This is a genomic window from Variovorax sp. dw_954, from assembly GCF_018449755.1.
Classification (GTDB): domain Bacteria; phylum Pseudomonadota; class Gammaproteobacteria; order Burkholderiales; family Burkholderiaceae_C; genus Variovorax.
The window spans coordinates 46165-60860 of the sequence record NZ_JAAVVD010000008.1 but is presented as its reverse complement, the minus strand read 5'-3'; the positions used below and the strand labels follow the sequence as shown (position 1 = coordinate 60860).

19 protein-coding genes are annotated in these 14696 nt (G+C 66.6%); 8 read left to right on the top strand and 11 right to left on the bottom strand.

Annotated features, from left to right (window positions below):
• Positions 1-112 precede the first annotated feature (112 nt).
• The 4 genes from rplS to rpsP all read right to left on the bottom strand — a co-directional run bounded on the left by rplS (position 113) and on the right by rpsP (position 2214).
• A complete protein-coding gene (gene rplS, locus HB681_RS14540; RefSeq protein WP_213955552.1) occupies positions 113-496 on the bottom strand; it encodes a 50S ribosomal protein L19 in 384 nt (127 codons plus the stop codon).
• 110 nt (positions 497-606) lie between these two features.
• Positions 607-1356, bottom strand: a complete 750-nt coding sequence (trmD, locus tag HB681_RS14535; protein ID WP_213955551.1) for a tRNA (guanosine(37)-N1)-methyltransferase TrmD — start codon at positions 1354-1356, stop codon at positions 607-609.
• 30 nt (positions 1357-1386) lie between these two features.
• Complete coding sequence (rimM, locus tag HB681_RS14530; RefSeq protein WP_213955550.1) at positions 1387-1938, bottom strand: ribosome maturation factor RimM; 552 nt, start codon at positions 1936-1938, stop codon at positions 1387-1389.
• A gap of 12 nt (positions 1939-1950) precedes the next feature.
• On the bottom strand, positions 1951-2214 hold the full coding sequence (gene rpsP / locus HB681_RS14525) for a 30S ribosomal protein S16 (protein ID WP_213955549.1): 264 nt from the start codon (positions 2212-2214) through the stop codon (positions 1951-1953).
• Positions 2215-2363: 149 nt separating this feature from the next.
• Between rpsP and HB681_RS14520 the strand changes: the two genes are divergently transcribed.
• Positions 2364-2885, top strand: a complete 522-nt coding sequence (locus HB681_RS14520; protein WP_213955548.1) for a GNAT family N-acetyltransferase — start codon at positions 2364-2366, stop codon at positions 2883-2885.
• Positions 2882-3328: a hypothetical protein gene (locus HB681_RS14515; RefSeq protein WP_213955547.1), complete on the top strand. Its 447-nt coding sequence runs from the start codon at positions 2882-2884 to the stop codon at positions 3326-3328. Before HB681_RS14520 ends, HB681_RS14515 begins: the two co-directional genes overlap by 4 nt.
• 79 nt (positions 3329-3407) lie before the next feature.
• Here the strand turns inward: HB681_RS14515 and HB681_RS14510 are convergent, their stop codons facing one another.
• From HB681_RS14510 to hda, 5 genes are all read right to left on the bottom strand, one after another.
• Complete coding sequence (locus HB681_RS14510) at positions 3408-4418, bottom strand: inorganic phosphate transporter (protein ID WP_213955546.1); 1011 nt, start codon at positions 4416-4418, stop codon at positions 3408-3410.
• Entirely contained in the window at positions 4418-5062 is a 645-nt protein-coding gene (locus tag HB681_RS14505) for a DUF47 domain-containing protein (RefSeq protein WP_213955545.1), read from the bottom strand. Before HB681_RS14505 ends, HB681_RS14510 begins: the two co-directional genes overlap by 1 nt.
• 154 nt (positions 5063-5216) lie before the next feature.
• Entirely contained in the window at positions 5217-5669 is a 453-nt protein-coding gene (gene folK, locus HB681_RS14500) for a 2-amino-4-hydroxy-6-hydroxymethyldihydropteridine diphosphokinase (protein ID WP_213955544.1), read from the bottom strand.
• Positions 5670-5671: 2 nt separating this feature from the next.
• Positions 5672-7258 (bottom strand): polynucleotide adenylyltransferase PcnB, encoded by a 1587-nt coding sequence (pcnB, locus tag HB681_RS14495; protein ID WP_213955543.1) that lies wholly within the window; start codon positions 7256-7258, stop codon positions 5672-5674.
• A gap of 25 nt (positions 7259-7283) precedes the next feature.
• Entirely contained in the window at positions 7284-7967 is a 684-nt protein-coding gene (gene hda, locus HB681_RS14490) for a DnaA regulatory inactivator Hda (protein WP_213955542.1), read from the bottom strand.
• A gap of 189 nt (positions 7968-8156) precedes the next feature.
• On the opposite strand from hda, the gene purM reads away from it, so the two are divergent.
• The 6 genes from purM (at position 8157) to HB681_RS14460 (ending at position 13251) form a co-directional block, all read left to right on the top strand.
• Positions 8157-9197, top strand: coding sequence for a phosphoribosylformylglycinamidine cyclo-ligase (gene purM / locus HB681_RS14485; RefSeq protein ID WP_213955541.1), 1041 nt, complete (start codon positions 8157-8159; stop codon positions 9195-9197).
• 70 nt (positions 9198-9267) lie between these two features.
• A complete protein-coding gene (locus tag HB681_RS14480; protein ID WP_213955540.1) occupies positions 9268-10323 on the top strand; it encodes an AI-2E family transporter in 1056 nt (351 codons plus the stop codon).
• Positions 10324-10443: 120 nt separating this feature from the next.
• Positions 10444-11001 (top strand): isochorismatase family protein, encoded by a 558-nt coding sequence (locus HB681_RS14475; RefSeq protein WP_213955539.1) that lies wholly within the window; start codon positions 10444-10446, stop codon positions 10999-11001.
• 24 nt (positions 11002-11025) lie between these two features.
• On the top strand, positions 11026-11661 hold the full coding sequence (locus tag HB681_RS14470) for a glutathione S-transferase family protein (RefSeq protein ID WP_213955538.1): 636 nt from the start codon (positions 11026-11028) through the stop codon (positions 11659-11661).
• Entirely contained in the window at positions 11654-12283 is a 630-nt protein-coding gene (locus tag HB681_RS14465) for a DJ-1/PfpI family protein (RefSeq protein ID WP_213955537.1), read from the top strand. The genes HB681_RS14470 and HB681_RS14465 overlap by 8 nt, the downstream gene beginning before the upstream one ends.
• Positions 12250-13251 carry a helix-turn-helix domain-containing protein gene (locus tag HB681_RS14460; RefSeq protein WP_213955536.1) on the top strand — a complete coding sequence of 334 codons (1002 nt, stop codon included), beginning with the start codon at positions 12250-12252 and terminating at the stop codon, positions 13249-13251. Before HB681_RS14465 ends, HB681_RS14460 begins: the two co-directional genes overlap by 34 nt.
• 7 nt (positions 13252-13258) lie before the next feature.
• On the opposite strand, the gene HB681_RS14455 is transcribed toward HB681_RS14460, so the two are convergent.
• Both HB681_RS14455 and HB681_RS14450 read right to left on the bottom strand, forming a co-directional pair.
• On the bottom strand, positions 13259-13804 hold the full coding sequence (locus HB681_RS14455) for a VOC family protein (RefSeq protein ID WP_213955535.1): 546 nt from the start codon (positions 13802-13804) through the stop codon (positions 13259-13261).
• The gene (locus tag HB681_RS14450) at positions 13804-14655 is read right to left on the bottom strand and encodes a tetratricopeptide repeat protein (protein WP_213955534.1); all 852 of its coding nucleotides are present in this window, start codon (positions 14653-14655) and stop codon (positions 13804-13806) included. Before HB681_RS14450 ends, HB681_RS14455 begins: the two co-directional genes overlap by 1 nt.
• Positions 14656-14696: the final 41 nt, after the last annotated feature.

The window sequence follows — 14696 nt, the reverse complement described above, 5'->3', positions numbered from 1 at the left end:
GGGGATCGGTCGGTCAGTTGAGGCTCCTTGGAATTTCAATGCAAGACATGGGCCGGGCCCAATGCAAAAAGCCGCCTGGACTGGCGGCTTTTTGCACAACGGAAGGCGCAGCTTATTGGGCGGCGGCAGCGTTGGTCGACTTGCCCGGCAGCTTTTCCTTGATGCGTGCCGACCGGCCGCTGCGCTCGCGCAGGTAGTACAGCTTGGCACGGCGCACATCGCCACGACGCTTGACTTCGATGCCGGCGATCAACGGGCTGTAGGTCTGGAACGTACGCTCCACGCCTTCGCCGCTGGAGATCTTGCGCACGGTGAAGCCGCTGTTGAGGCCGCGATTGCGCTTGGCAATGACGACTCCTTCGTAGGCCTGCACGCGCTTGCGGGTGCCTTCGACGACGCTCACGCTCACGATGACGGTGTCACCAGGCATGAAATCGGGGATCTTCTTGTTGAGCCGGGCGATTTCTTCCTGCTCGAGGGTCTGGATGAGGTTCATGATTTCCTGTGATTGATCTTGTCCGCGCTGCACTAAAGGCGTTCGCTGATCGAATCCAGCAGAGTGGATGATTGCGGACGCGGCCGGCCAGAGGATCGGGGAACCAAAGATTATAGCTTTTTTTTGAGCACAGCTTCATCGACCTTGTCCAGGCGGCCTGCGGCGCGCGCCACCTCGATCAATTCGGGGCGGTGCGCAGAGGTGATAGCCAGGCTTTGGTCGCGTCGCCAGCGCTCGATCTTCGCATGATGGCCCGACATCAGCGGCGCCGGCACCGGCCGGCCCTGCCATTGCTCGGGCCGCGTGTAGTGGGGGCAGTCGAGCAGGCCGTCCAGTGCCGGATTGAAACTGTCCTGCACATGGCTCGCTTCGTCGCCCAGCACGCCCGGTTGCAGGCGCGCGACCGCATCGAGCAGGGCCATGGCGGGAATCTCGCCGCCCGACAGTACGAAGTCGCCCAGGCTGATCAGGTGCGTGACGCGGACGTCGATGAAGCGCTGGTCGATGCCCTCGTAGCGGCCGCAGACGAGCACCGCGCCAGCACTGCCGGACCATTGCTCGATTGCAGCGTGCTGCAGCTTTTCGCCGATGGGGGAGAACAGCACAACCGGCACTGGCGCTTCGCCGCGCGCAGCCAGCACGGCGTCCAGGCAGGCGGACAGCGGCTCCGCCATCATCACCATGCCCGGGCCGCCACCGAAGGGCCGGTCGTCCACACGCTTGTAGTTGCCTGCGGCAAAGTCGCGCGGATTCCACAGCACCACCTCGACCTGCTTCGATTCGTAGGCGCGGCGCGTCACGCCGCTCACGAGGAATGGAGCGAACAGTTCGGGGAAAAGCGTGATGACGTCGAAGCGCATGGATGCGCCGGCTGCGGGACGGCAGGCCGTTCAGTAGTCGGGCTGCCAGTCGACCGTGATGGTCCGGCCCGCCAGATTGACGCTGTCGACGAATGCCGAGACGAATGGCACCAGCCGCTCGACCGCGACGCCGCCCTCTTCCGCCGCCAGCACCAGCGTGGTCTGCGGACCCGCGGCGAGCAACTCGCGCACCGTGCCGAGCTTGACGCCTTCGCGGTTCACAACGTCCAGGCCGATCAGGTCGACCCAGTAGTACTCGTCAATGCCCGCCGTGGGAAAGCTCGAACGCGGCACGAACACGCGCGCGCCGCGCAGGGCCTCGGCCGCAGTGCGGTCCACTACCTCTTCCGAGCAGGCGACGATGCAGTCGGAATGGTCCTTCGCTTCCCGGATGGGCAAGCGGAAAACGCCGGCGGCTGCACCGGGGGCTTGCAGGAACCAGCGTTTGGAGGAGAAAAGCGCCTCGGGTCGGGCGCTGTGGGGCAGGACCTTGAACCAGCCCTTGATGCCCCAGGCATCGGCGATGCGCCCTACCTCGATCGCGTCCGCCGGGAGTTCGGCGGCTTCGAGCGTGGTCAGCATCGCCGGCGCGGCTTAGGCTGCCGCCGCGGGAGCCGCTGCGGCGGCTTGCTTGATCAGGCGTGCCACGGTGGGCGAAGCCTGGGCGCCGACGCTCTTCCAGTAGGTCAGGCGGTCTTGCGCAATGCGGATGCTTTCTTCGTTTTCCTTGGCAATCGGGTTGTAGAAACCCAGGCGCTCGATGAAACGGCCATCGCGGCGAACGCGCTTGTCCGACACGACGATGTTGAAGAACGGACGGCCCTTGGAGCCGCCGCGGGAGAGTCGAATGACGACCATGTTTTATCCTTGGGGTGGTGGAATTTCTTCCAGCGAGTTCTTTCAGCGTTGAGACACGCGCAATGACCACCCGGCCAGCGACACGCTGAAAAGCCTTCTATTATAGCCTGCTCCGGCAACAGGCCGTTTTTCTCGTTTTCCCCTTCCCCATGCTCACCATTCGCCCGAGCCGCGACGAAGACGTCGCAGCCATCACCGCCATCTACGCCCACCACGTGCTGCATGGCACCGGCTCCTTCGAAACCGAGCCACCGACCGAGGCCGACATGACCGGGCGCCGCACCGATGTGCTCTCCAAAAACCTGCCCTACCTTGTCGCCGAACAGGACGGCGAGGTGGTGGGCTTTGCCTATTGCAACTGGTTCAAGCCGCGTCCGGCCTATCGCTTCTCAGCGGAGGACTCCATCTACATCGCCGAATCAGCGCGCGGTCAGGGCCTGGGCGCGAAACTGCTCGCCGAACTGACGCTGGCAGCGGAAGCTGTCGGCGTGCGCAAGCTGATCGCGGTGATCGGCGATTCCGCAAACCTCGGCTCCGTCGGCGTGCATCGCGCGCAGGGCTTCGGCCACGTCGGGGTGCTCAAGGATTGCGGCTGGAAATTCGGCCAATGGCGCGACATCGTCCTGATGGAAAAAGTGATCGGCCAAGGCAGCACGACAAACCCCGAATGAAGAACAAGACCTTTGCCGCGTGGCTCGCCTTCCTGGGCGGGCCGCTGGGCCTGCACTGCTTCTACCTGCGCGGCCTCGGCAGCCTGCCCGGTTGGTTGCTGCCCATCCCGACTGCGCTCGGCGCCTACGGCCTGGAGCGCGCCCGGATGTACGGGATGGACGACGCATGGAGTTGGGTGCTGGTGCCGCTGCTCGGCTTCACCATCGCGGGCTGCGCCCTGACGGCCATCGTCTACGGCCTGATGACGCCGGAGAAGTGGAATGCCCGCTACAACGCCAGTGCGCCGCTCGACGCGCCGCCGGGCCGCACGCAGTGGCTGACGATCGGGGCGGTGGTCTTGGCGTTGCTGTTTGGCAGCACGATCCTGATGGCCAGCATCGCGTTCAGCTTCCAGCGCTACTTCGAATACCAGGTCGAGGAAGGCCGGAAGATTTCGCAGTAGGCCACGCAGCCCGTCAGGCGCACCAGGTCGCGATGACGGAAGCGGTTCGCGCAGACGTCTCGTCCGAATGCAGAGATGGTCAGAACAACTGCAAGCTGACCCAGTAAGCGATCGCGGCCACGAAGGCCGACGCCGGAATCGTGAAGATCCACGCCCACACGATCGTACCCGCCACGCCCCAGCGCACCGCGCTGGCGCGCTGCGCCGAGCCCACGCCGACGATGGCGCCGGTGATGGTGTGCGTCGTCGACACGGGAATGCCTAGCGCGGTCGCGAGGAAGAGTGTCAGCGCTCCACCCGTCTCGGCGCAAAAGCCGCCGACGGGCTTGAGCTTGGTGATCTTCTGCCCCATGGTCTTCACGATGCGCCAGCCGCCAAACATGGTGCCGAGCGCGATCGCGGTGTAGCAGCTCACGATGGTCCAGGTGGGCGGATTGGCATCGCTGGCAGTGGCATAGCCGGTGGCGATGAGCAGCATCCAGATGATGCCGATGGTTTTCTGCGCATCGTTGCCGCCGTGGCCCAGGCTGTAGGCACCGGCCGAGACCAGTTGCAGCCGCCGGAACCAGCGGTCCACGCGCGACGGTGTCGACTTGCGGAAGATCCAGGCCACCAGCACCATCATCATCGAGCCGAGGAAAAAGCCCAGCAGCGGCGACACGAAGATGAAGGCCACCGTCTTCCAGATGCCGCTGGCCACCAGTCCGCCGGAGCCGGACTTGGCAATCACCGCGCCGACGATGCCGCCGATCAGTGCATGCGACGAACTGCTCGGAATGCCGTAGTACCAGGTCACGAGGTTCCAGCTGATGGCCCCGACCAGCGCGCCGAACACCACGTGCACGTCGATGACGCCCGGGTCCGCGATGCCCTTGCCGACGGTCGCGGCCACGCTCAGGTGAAAGATGAAGATCGCAATCAGGTTGAAGAAGGCCGCAAACACCACCGCCTGGCCCGGCTTGAGCACGCCGGTGGACACCACGGTCGCGATCGAATTGGCCGCGTCGTGGAACCCGTTCATGAAGTCGAAGCCGATCGCCAGCGCGACCAGCAGGGCGACCACCCAGAAGCTGACCTGAACCGCTTCCATCAGGAGTTCTCGAGGATGATGCCTTCGATGACGTTGGCGACGTCCTCGCACTTGTCAGTGATGGTTTCCAGCAGTTCGTAGATCGCCTTGAGCTTGATCACTTCGCGAACGTCGGGCTCTTCGCGGAACAACTTGCTCATGGCGCTGCGCATGACGCGGTCGGCATCGGATTCGATGCGGTCGATTTCCTCGCAACCCTTGAGCGCAGCCTCGGCGATGGCCGGTTCGGCGATGCGGCCGAGGAACTTGACGGTGTCCTTCAGCTTGTCGCAGCACTTCACGCTCAGCGTGGTGAGGCGCACGATTTCATCGGTCATGTGGCGCACGTCGTACAGCGCCATGGTTTCGGCCGAGTCCTGGATCAGGTCAGCCACGTCGTCCATCGTGTTGATGAGTTTGTGGATCTGCTCGCGGTCGATCGGCGTGATGAAGGTCTTGTGCAGCAGGCGGTTGACGTCGTGGGTCACGCGATCGGCGGCACGCTCAGCGTTATCGACGTCGCGGTTGTACTGCTCGCGCAGGTGCACGTCGTTGTAGTTGGCAACCAGTTGCTCGAAAGCACGCGCCGCCTCCACGATGCGGTCGGCATGCTGGTTGAACATCTCGAAAAAATTCCCCTCGCGGGGCAGCAGCTTGCCGAACATGGCCTCTCCTGGGAGTGTTGCGGCTACCACATGTCCGTGACGCCGCTGTGAAAAACCGCGCAAGTGTAATAGGGTTAGGCCGTAGCCCGCGGACTGGACAAGGATCCGGATTTGGTGTAACAGATTGCGTCCTCTCGTCGCGAACCACTCGACCTCAAATGCGCTCTATCGCCTGGGTTGCCACCGCCGCGATCTGTTGCGGCGTGACCAGGTCTGGCGCGATCTCGGCAAGGGGCAGCAACACGAACGCGCGTTGCAGCATGCGCGGGTGCGGCAAGGTCAGCGCGGGCGTGTCGAGCGCGCAGGCGCCATGCAGCAGCAGGTCCAGGTCCAGCGTGCGCGGCGCATTGCGGTACGGGCGCTCACGGCCGGCCTGCGATTCGAGCCGCTGCAATTCGGCCAGCAGGGCGACCGGATCCAGGCCCGATTCGAGCGCCACGACGGCGTTGTAGAAGTCCGGCCCCGATGCCTCGAAGGGTGCGCTCCGGTACATGGACGAACGCGCCACGACGCGCGTTTGCGCGAGGCCATCCAGCGCTCCCATTGCCTGCTCCACGGTGGCCTTCGCGTCGCCCAGGTTGGCGCCGAGGGCGACGTAGGCACGCATGCTCACTCGCCCGAAGATGCGTTCTGATCGCCGCCGCCACCGCCCTCCGGGCGCGGCTTGCGGCGGCGCCGGCGCTTGCGCGGCGCGACAGCCTCGCCATCGGGTGGAACGGCAATCTCCGGCGCCGACGCGGACGTTGCGGCGGCACGAGGCTGCGACACCTCCTGCTTTGGCTGCTGCGACTGCGGCGCACGAACGCGCACGCGTGGCCCCTTCTTCTGCTCGTCGCGCACCTGGTCCATCAGGTCCTGCCGGCGCATGTCATCGGCGGTGCTGAACTCCTGCCACCACTCGCCGATTTCCTCGCTGACCTCGCCCACGTCCGCACGCAGGCGCATGAAATCGAAGCCAGCACGGAAGCGCGCCTGCTCAACCAGGCTGTAGGGCGTGGCGCCGACGCGCTTGTCGAAGCGCGGCTGCATCATCCAGATCTCGCGCATGTCGGCGGCCAGCTTGCCGCGGCCCGACACGTCGCCGATGCGCGAATTGAACACGTCATCGATCGCATCCTGCAGCGCCGGATACGAGGGCTGGCCGCGTTGTCCGTGCTGACCTGCGATGCGCGCGGCCCAGCCGTCGCGCACGTCGGCCCACAGCACGCAGGCGAGCAGGAAGCTCGGCGCGACAGGCTTGCCCTCGCCGACGCGGCGGTCGGTGTCCTGCAAGGCGGCGGTGACGAAGGGCTGGTCCGCGCGCTCGACGACGACGTCGAGCAGCGGATAGATGCCGGTGCTCAGGCCCAGCTTCTTGAGCTGCGCGATGGTCGCGATCGAGTGCCCGGTCTGCAGGAGCTTGAGCATTTCATCGAACAGCCTGCTCTGCGGCACGTCGGCCAAGAGCTTGCTCGAATCGACGAGCGGGGCCTTGGTCTTGGGCTCCAGCGAGAAGCCGAGCCCGGCGAGCTTGGCCGAGAAGCGGATGGCGCGAATGATGCGCACCGGGTCTTCGCGATAGCGCGTGGCCGGGTCGCCGATCATGCGCAGCGTGAGCTTCTTCGCGTCCTTGATGCCATTGTGGTAGTCGACCACGACCTGGTTGGCCGGGTCGTAATACATGGCATTCACGGTGAAGTCGCGACGCGCAGCGTCTTCGTCCTGCGGGCCCCAGACGTTGTCACGCAGCACGCGGCCCGACGAATCCACCGCATGCTTCATGCTCGCGAGCTCGCCCTTGCTGGTGCGCTCGTTGCCCTTGACCTGCTCGGCGGCGGCGTTGTCCATGTAGGCGCGGAAGGTCGAGACTTCGATGACTTCATGCTCACGGCCGCGCCCGTACACCACATGCACGATGCGAAAGCGCCGGCCGATGATGAAGGCGCGGCGGAACAGGCTCTTGACCTGCTCGGGCGTGGCGTTGGTCGCCACGTCGAAATCCTTGGGCCTCAGTCCCAGCAGCAGGTCGCGCACGGCGCCACCGACCACGTAGGCCTCGTAGCCCGCTTGCTGCAGCGTGGTGACGACGTTCTTCGCACGCTCGTCGACCAGCGCAGGGTCGATGCCGTGCACGCTGGCAGGGACTTCCTGGCGTTTGCCGAAGCGCGTGGCGCCGGAGGATTTGCCAAGGAGCTTGTCTATGAATTTCTTGATCATGGGTTCTGTTCGCGGCTCGCGCCGCTCATTCGTTCTCGAGCATCGCCCGGATCAGCGGGATCGTGATGGCGCGCTGGGTGCGCAATGCGAAGCCGTCGAGCTGGTCGAGCAACTCGATCAGGCTGCCCAGGTCGCGGCTGAAGCGGTGCAGCATGTAGTCGAGCACCTCGTCCGACAACATGACGCCGCGCGCGTCGGCGGCCCGGCGCAGCACCGCGCGACGCTCGGCCTCGCTCAACAGTTGCAACTGGAACACATGGCCCCAGCCGAGCCGGGTGCGCAGGTCTTCGCGCAGCGGCAGGTCGGCCGGCGGCAACGCACCGGCTGCCACCACGCCGCGCTGCAGGCTCTGTGCATTGACGAACCAGTTGAACGCGGCGTGCTGCTGCACCGCCGAGTACAGGTGCACATCGTCCATCAGCACGGCGACCCAGCGTTCGTCGAAATCCGGCGGCTCCGCGAGGTCCGCGTGCAGCCAGCCCACCGTGCCGCCCTGCTCATGAAGCGCCGAGGAAACCGCCTCCAGCAGATGCGTCTTGCCGCAACCGCCGTCGCCCCACAGGTAGGTGGGCACCGGCGAATGCAAGGCCTGCGCGCCCTCGCCGACCCACACCTGCAGGTGGCGCACGGCAGCCTCGTTCGGACCGGCGAAGAAGCCGGCCAGGGTCGGGCTGGTTGCCAGGCCGATATCGAGCGCGAGTTGTTTCATGCCCCGACGCGGCAACGCTGTACCGTGCCGTGACCGGCCAATTCAATCGTGGGCGCTGTGCTGAGGTTCATGGAGCAGGAAGAGGCGCGGGCCGGCGGCCCTTAAAATCGTGTCGAATTCTATCGGCCCGGGCATCGCGCCCGGCGCCCCTCCCCACTCCCTCGGCTTCCCGCTGTCCCCGCACACACCATGACCTCGAACTCGCCCGCCCCTCTCAGCTACAAGGATGCAGGAGTCGACATCGACGCGGGCGATGCCCTGGTCGACCGCATCAAGCCGCTTGCGAAGAAAACCATGCGCGAAGGCGTGCTGGCCGGCATCGGCGGGTTCGGCGCGCTGTTCGAAGTGCCCAAGCGCTACAAGGAACCGGTGCTGGTGAGCGGCACCGATGGCGTCGGCACCAAGCTCAAGCTGGCCTTCGAATGGAACATGCACGACACGGTCGGCATCGACCTGGTCGCGATGAGCGTGAACGACGTGCTGGTGCAAGGCGCCGAACCGTTGTTCTTCCTGGACTATTTCGCCTGCGGCAAGCTCGAAGTCGACACCGCTGCGGCGGTCATCGGCGGCATTGCGCGCGGTTGCGAATTGAGCGGCTGCGCACTGATCGGCGGCGAGACGGCGGAGATGCCCGGCATGTACCCGGCCGGCGAATACGACCTGGCGGGCTTCGCGGTCGGCGCGGTCGAGAAGTCGAAGATCCTCACCGGCGCCAGCGTGAAGCCGGGCGACGTGGTGCTGGGGCTTGCCTCCGCGGGCGTGCATTCGAACGGCTTCAGCCTGGTGCGCAAGGTGATCGAACGCGCGGGCAGCGACCTGCCTGCGACGCTGGATGGCCGGCCCTTCCGCCAGGCCGTGATGGCGCCGACGCGGCTCTACGTGAAGCCGGTGCTCGAGGCGCTCGGCCTGCACCCGATCAAGGCACTGGCCCACATCACCGGCGGCGGTTTGCTGGAGAACATCCCGCGTGTGCTGCCCGAGGGCATGGCCGCCCACTTGCAAAAGGGCAGCTGGCCGCAAACTGAGCTTTTCGCCTGGCTGCAGAAGGTGGCCGGCATCGACGACATCGAGATGAACCGTACTTTCAACAATGGCATCGGCATGGTGGTGGTGATCGACCCCGCGCACGCGGCGGCCTGCGCCGCGACGCTGCGCGCAGCCGGCGAATCGGTCCACGAAATTGGCGTGATCGCCGCTCGCGGCGAGGGCGCTGTGGTGGTGGTCCGCTGACGTGAAGGAACTCCGGCCGCAGCGCGTCCCGACACAGGAGAAACGCGCCTCCGCGGCGGCGAATCCTGACTTGCGCGAAGTGGCGGGCCGCGGCACGCCGGCCTCCCGCAACGTGGTGATCGCCAGCTACCTGCTGATCACCGGCGGCCTGTTGCTGGTGCTGTGGCAGAACTTGCTCCCGGGCTTGTTGTTCGTCTGCATCGGCTTCCTTGGCACGCGCCGTCTCTCGCGGCTCTTCCACGGCCTGCTGCGCCGCGCATGGACATTCGGCGACGGCACGAGACAGTCCTCCTGGGCCGGAGGCGCTGCCGCCGCGCTGGTGGTGCTGGCGCCCATCGGGCTGCTGGCGCTGGGCTACACGGAAGCGCGCGAGTTCGTGCTCAATGCACCTGAGCAATACCAGGAACTGCTCGATTACATCGCCCGCACCATCCTTGAATTGAAGCTCAAGCTGCCGCCGGAAGTGGCGATGTACCTGCCTGAAGGTTCCGGCGAGGTTCAACGCATGGTGGCGAACTATCTGCGCGCGCAGGCTGGCGCCCTGGCGAACACGGGACGGGCCTGGCTGGGTGGATTGCTGTTTTCATACGTCGGCCTGATCGTCGGTTCGCTGGCCGGATTGGCGCGCGACAGCAAGCTCCAGGGGCCGCTAGCCAATGAATTGCGCCGGCGCATCCGCTTGTTTGGCGAGGCTTTTCGGCAGATCGTGGCGGCGCAGTTCTGGATTGCAGCCTTCAACACGATGCTGACCGCGCTGTTCCTGTTGCTGATCCTGCCGCTCTGGGACTTGGAGTTGCCGTATGCGCCGGCGCTCATCACGCTGACCTTCGTGGCCGGACTGGTGCCGATCGTGGGCAACCTCCTGTGCAACGCGGTGCTCACGCTGGTGGGGCTGTCGGTGTCGCCGATGGCAGCGGCCGCGTGCCTGGTCTTCCTGATCCTGATCCACAAGGCGGAGTACGTGATCAACGCCAAGGTTGTAGGTAGCCGCACGCACATGGCCGTGTGGGAACTGCTGGCGGTGATGTTCGTGGCCGAGGCGGTGTTCGGCCCGGCCGGGCTGGTGGCGGCGCCGCTGTTCTACGCGTATCTCAAGAAAGAGCTCCAGGCGGCCAAGCTCGTTTGAACGCGCGACAGACGCTTGTTGTCCGTTATTGATCGGTTCGTGTCCTTCCCGGCTGGGACGGCGGGCTTGTCGCGAAGGAAGATCAGGCGCACCATCCACTTCGCCGAAAAGGGCGCGCCCATGAAAAGCTGTCTCATAGTGATCGACGTCCAGGAGTCGTTCCGCCATCGCCCCTATTCGACGGAACGCGACATGACGCCGTACCTGGCTGCGCAGAATGCGTTGATCGAGGGCTGCGTGGCGGCCGATGTGCCGGTCGTACGGGTGCTTCATTCGGACGGGCCGGAAGTCGCCGGCAACCCCTTTGCGCTGGCCTCGGGCCATGTGCGCCCGCTGGAAGGGCTCACCGATTTCGCACCCGCAGCCACCTTCACCAAGCATCGCCACAGCGCGCTCGTTGGCACCGGCCTGGACGTGTGGCTCACGCAGAACGGCATCGGCAAGATCATCGTCAGCGGCATCCGCACCGAGCAATGCTGCGAGACGACCACCCGCCACGCCTGGGACAGCGGCTGGCAGGTCGACTACGTGCTCGACGCCACCCTCACCTACGACATGGTGCAGCCGGACGGCCGGCCCTTGCCCGCCGCGGACATCAAGGCGCGCACCGCGACCGTGCTCGAAGGCCGCTTCGCCCATGTCTGCACGGTGTCGCAAGCGCTGGCCAGGCTGGGCTGACAGGTCAGGAAAGTCAGGACACCGATGGACTACTCGCTTTACGGGCATCCCGAATCCGGCCACTCGTTCAAGGTCAAGCTCGCGCTGGAAGTGGCCGACATCCCGCATGACTACGAGGTGGTCGACATCTCCGGGCCGCACCCCGAGCGCCCGGAGCCCTTCCGCAGCCTGGCGCGCTATGGCGAGGTGCCGGTGCTGGTGTACCGGCAGCAGGCCTATGTGCAGTCCAACGCGATCCTGCTCTTCCTGGCGGCGCAGACGCACCGCTTCGGCGGAGAGGACACTGCCCGCCTGGCGCGTGCGCAGGAGTGGCTGTTCTGGGAGGCCAACCGGCTGGGCCTGAGCCTGGCGCACCTGCGCTTCGCGCGGCGCTTCGATGCGCTGAGCTATCCGGAGGGCTCGCTGGTGTGGTTCGAGCGACGCTATGCGCACGACATCCATCGGCTGGACCAGGAGTTCCGCGATGGTCGCCGCTTCGTCCTCGACGACGCGCCGAGCGTTGCCGACTTCAGCCTGTGCGGCTACCTCTACTGGGCCGACCAGGCGCAGGTCGATGTGCCGCCGGGCGTGGCCGGCTGGCTCGAGCGCATCAGCCAGTTGCCCGGCTGGGCTGCGCCCGCCGACCTGCTCGCGGACAGGAAGGCGGCGGTCCATGTCTAAGGTGCTGATCCTGGCCTTCGATGGCGTGGAAGCGTTGGACTTCGCAGGACCGTTCGAGGTCTTCACCACAGCCACCCGCATGCACCAGCGCCTGCATCCCGATGCCGCGCCCTTGTTCTCCGTGGCCTCGGTGGCGGACGTTGCCGATACAGGGCAGGCGGTCGCCGCACGCGCCGGCCTGCGCCTGCTGCCGGACCACACCCTGGCCCAGAGCCCTCCGGCCGATGTGCTGATCGTGCCCGGCGGGGTCGTCGACACGCCGATGGCCAGCAGCGCCACGCTGGCCTGGATCGCAAGGCAGGCGGGCGCGGCGCGCATCACGGCCTCCGTATGCACCGGCGCCTTCCTGCTGGCCGCGGCCGGCGTGGCCGGCGATGGCGACATCGTCACGACGCACTGGGAAGACGTGGCTGATCTGCGTCGACAGTTTCCGGCGCTGCAGGTGCAGCAAGGCCCCCGCTGGGTGGACAACGGCCGCGTCGTCACATCGGCCGGCATCAGCGCGGGCATCGACATGAGCCTGCACCTGGTCGAACGCCTGGCCGGCCGCGCACTGGCCGAGCGCACGGCGCGTCAGATGGACTTCGAATGGACCGAGAACGAGACCCAAGAACCCGCGTAGTCTTCGTGCTGCAGGCCCGCAGCCTGGTGCTCGACTGGGCCGGGCCGGCCGAGGCCTTGCGTATCGCCAACCAGCAGCTGGTGGCTCGTGGCGACGCGGCCCGATTCGCGCTGGAATTCGTCAGTGCCGAGTCTGCATCGGTCACGTCCGTGGGCGTCGCATTGCAAGGCCTGGCGCCGCTGCCGACGCATTGGGACGATCGGGCCACCTGGGTGGTGCTGGTCGGGTTGCCGGGCGACGCCATTGACGTCGAGAACCCTGAGGCCCGCGCGCTGCTGCACTGGCTGCGTGGCCTGCGGCTGGAGGCCGGCCGGCTCGAACTGGTGACGGTCTGCGCAGGTGCCGTGCTCGCCGCGCACGCAGGCCATCTCGCCGGCCGGCGCGCCACCACGCACCACCATCACCTCGACGAGTTGCAACGTATCGAGCCACGCTGCGACGTGGTCGCCAATCGCGTGTTCGTGCTCGACGCGCCCCTCTACAGCAGCGCCGGCGTGACGACCGGCATCGACCTGGTGCTGCACCGCATCGGCGAGACCTGCGGGGAGGCGCTCGCGGCGCAGGTGGCGCAGACGATGGTGGTGGCGCTGCGACGCGGCCCGCACGACCCGGAGTTGTCGCCCTTCCTCGCCTATCGCAACCACATGCATGCCGCGTTGCACCGTGTGCAGGACGCGGTGAGCGAGCAACCCGGCAACAAGTGGGACGTGCCACGCATGGCCGGTGTCGCCCTGACGTCGCCGCGGCACCTGACGCGGCTGTTCGTCGAGCATGCAGGCGTGCCGCCGCTGGAGTACCTGCGCCGCATCCGCCTGGCCAGTGCACAGCTCGCGCTGGGCTCCGGCGCCACGGTCACGCGCGCGGCGGAGCGGGCGGGATTCAGTTCCGACACGCAACTGCGCCGCGCTTGGCGGCAGTTCGGACTGCCCGGGTCACCGTCCAGGCAGGCAGCGCCCGCACGGCGCTGACGCACGCCTACAGATAGCCGCAAAAACGCAGCACGTGGCCGTCCGGCTCGCGAATGGCGAATTCGCGCAAGCCCCAGGGCTGCGACGCAGGCGGCTCGACCACCTCGACGCCGCGCTTGAGGTAGGTCGCATGCAATCCATCGACGTCATAACCCACATGGATGACGATTTCGCCGCGCCACTGGCGCGTTTCCCGCGCATTGCATTGCCACAGGCGGATGTAGACGGCGTCGCCCTGGCCGTGGCCGTCCGGCACGATGGCGTGCCGGACGAGTCCATTTCCGCCGCTTCGAGCGTCCGCATCGAAGGCATCGAAAGCGGGCACATGCCGAACCCGCGCATAGCTCGGCGGCTCGCCGGCGATGAAGTCCAGCTCGAAGCCCAGCACGTCGCGAAAATAGCGCGCCGCGCGCGTCACGTCGGAAACCGGCAACACCGGCTGGATGCCATGGAATTGATGCCGGGCGCCCAGGCCGCCCGCGACACCGACGCCTGGCGCCGCCTCGGTCCTGCGCGGCAGCCCGAGGGGCCCGCCGTCGCGGTCCGCAGCCATCAGTTTTCGGCGCGGCGCAAGGCCGCGACACGCTCGGCAATCGCGTCGATGTCGAGCGCGTCTTCCACATGGGCCAGGTAGGTTTCGAGGTCGCGCACCGCGAGCGATGCATTGCCCTGCGCGGCATGCGCCAGGCCGCGGTCGCGATGCTCGCCCCAAGCCTCGGGCAGGAGCACGATCAGCCGGTCCTGCACCGCGATGGCGCGCTGCCAGTCTTCCTGCGTGCGATGCACTTCCTTCAGGTTGTGCAGCATGCGCGCGATGATGTCGCGCGGCGTGGCGGGCTGCAGGTAGAGGCCCAGCGGAACGTCGAAATCTCCCACCAGGCCGTTGCTGCGCTTGTAGGGCTCCAGCCGCTCGGTGAGTTCCTCGCGGGAGAGCGAGCGGCCGGTGAACGGATCGATCACCACCTGCCCCTTCGGCAGCGTGACCTTGAGCATGAAGTGCCCCGGAAACCCGACGCCGCGCGCCTGCAGGCCGAGGCCCTGCGCCAGTTCCATCCACAGCACGGCCAGCGAGATCGGTATGCCGCGGCGTGTGCGCAATACGGCGTTCAGGTAGCTGTTGTCGGGGTCGTAGTAGTCGTTGACGTTGCCGCCGAAGTTCAGGTCATGGAAAAAGAACTGGTTGAGCAGTCGCAACCGTTGCAAGGGCGCTGCATCGGCGGGCAGGCGGCGCTTCAAACGGGCCAGCAACTGATCGATGTCGCCTAGCACCTGCTGCACGTCGAGGTCGGGGTATTCGTCCTGCGCGAGGCTGGCAGCGGCCTCCAGGAGGGGGAAATGGTCGTCGCTCTCCACCAGGGTACGGAAGTACTCCAGGGCGGTGGGAGCGGAAAGGCTCAACGGCATGTGTCTTTGTAGTAGAGCGGGCGGGGAGCGTCAAGGCGGAG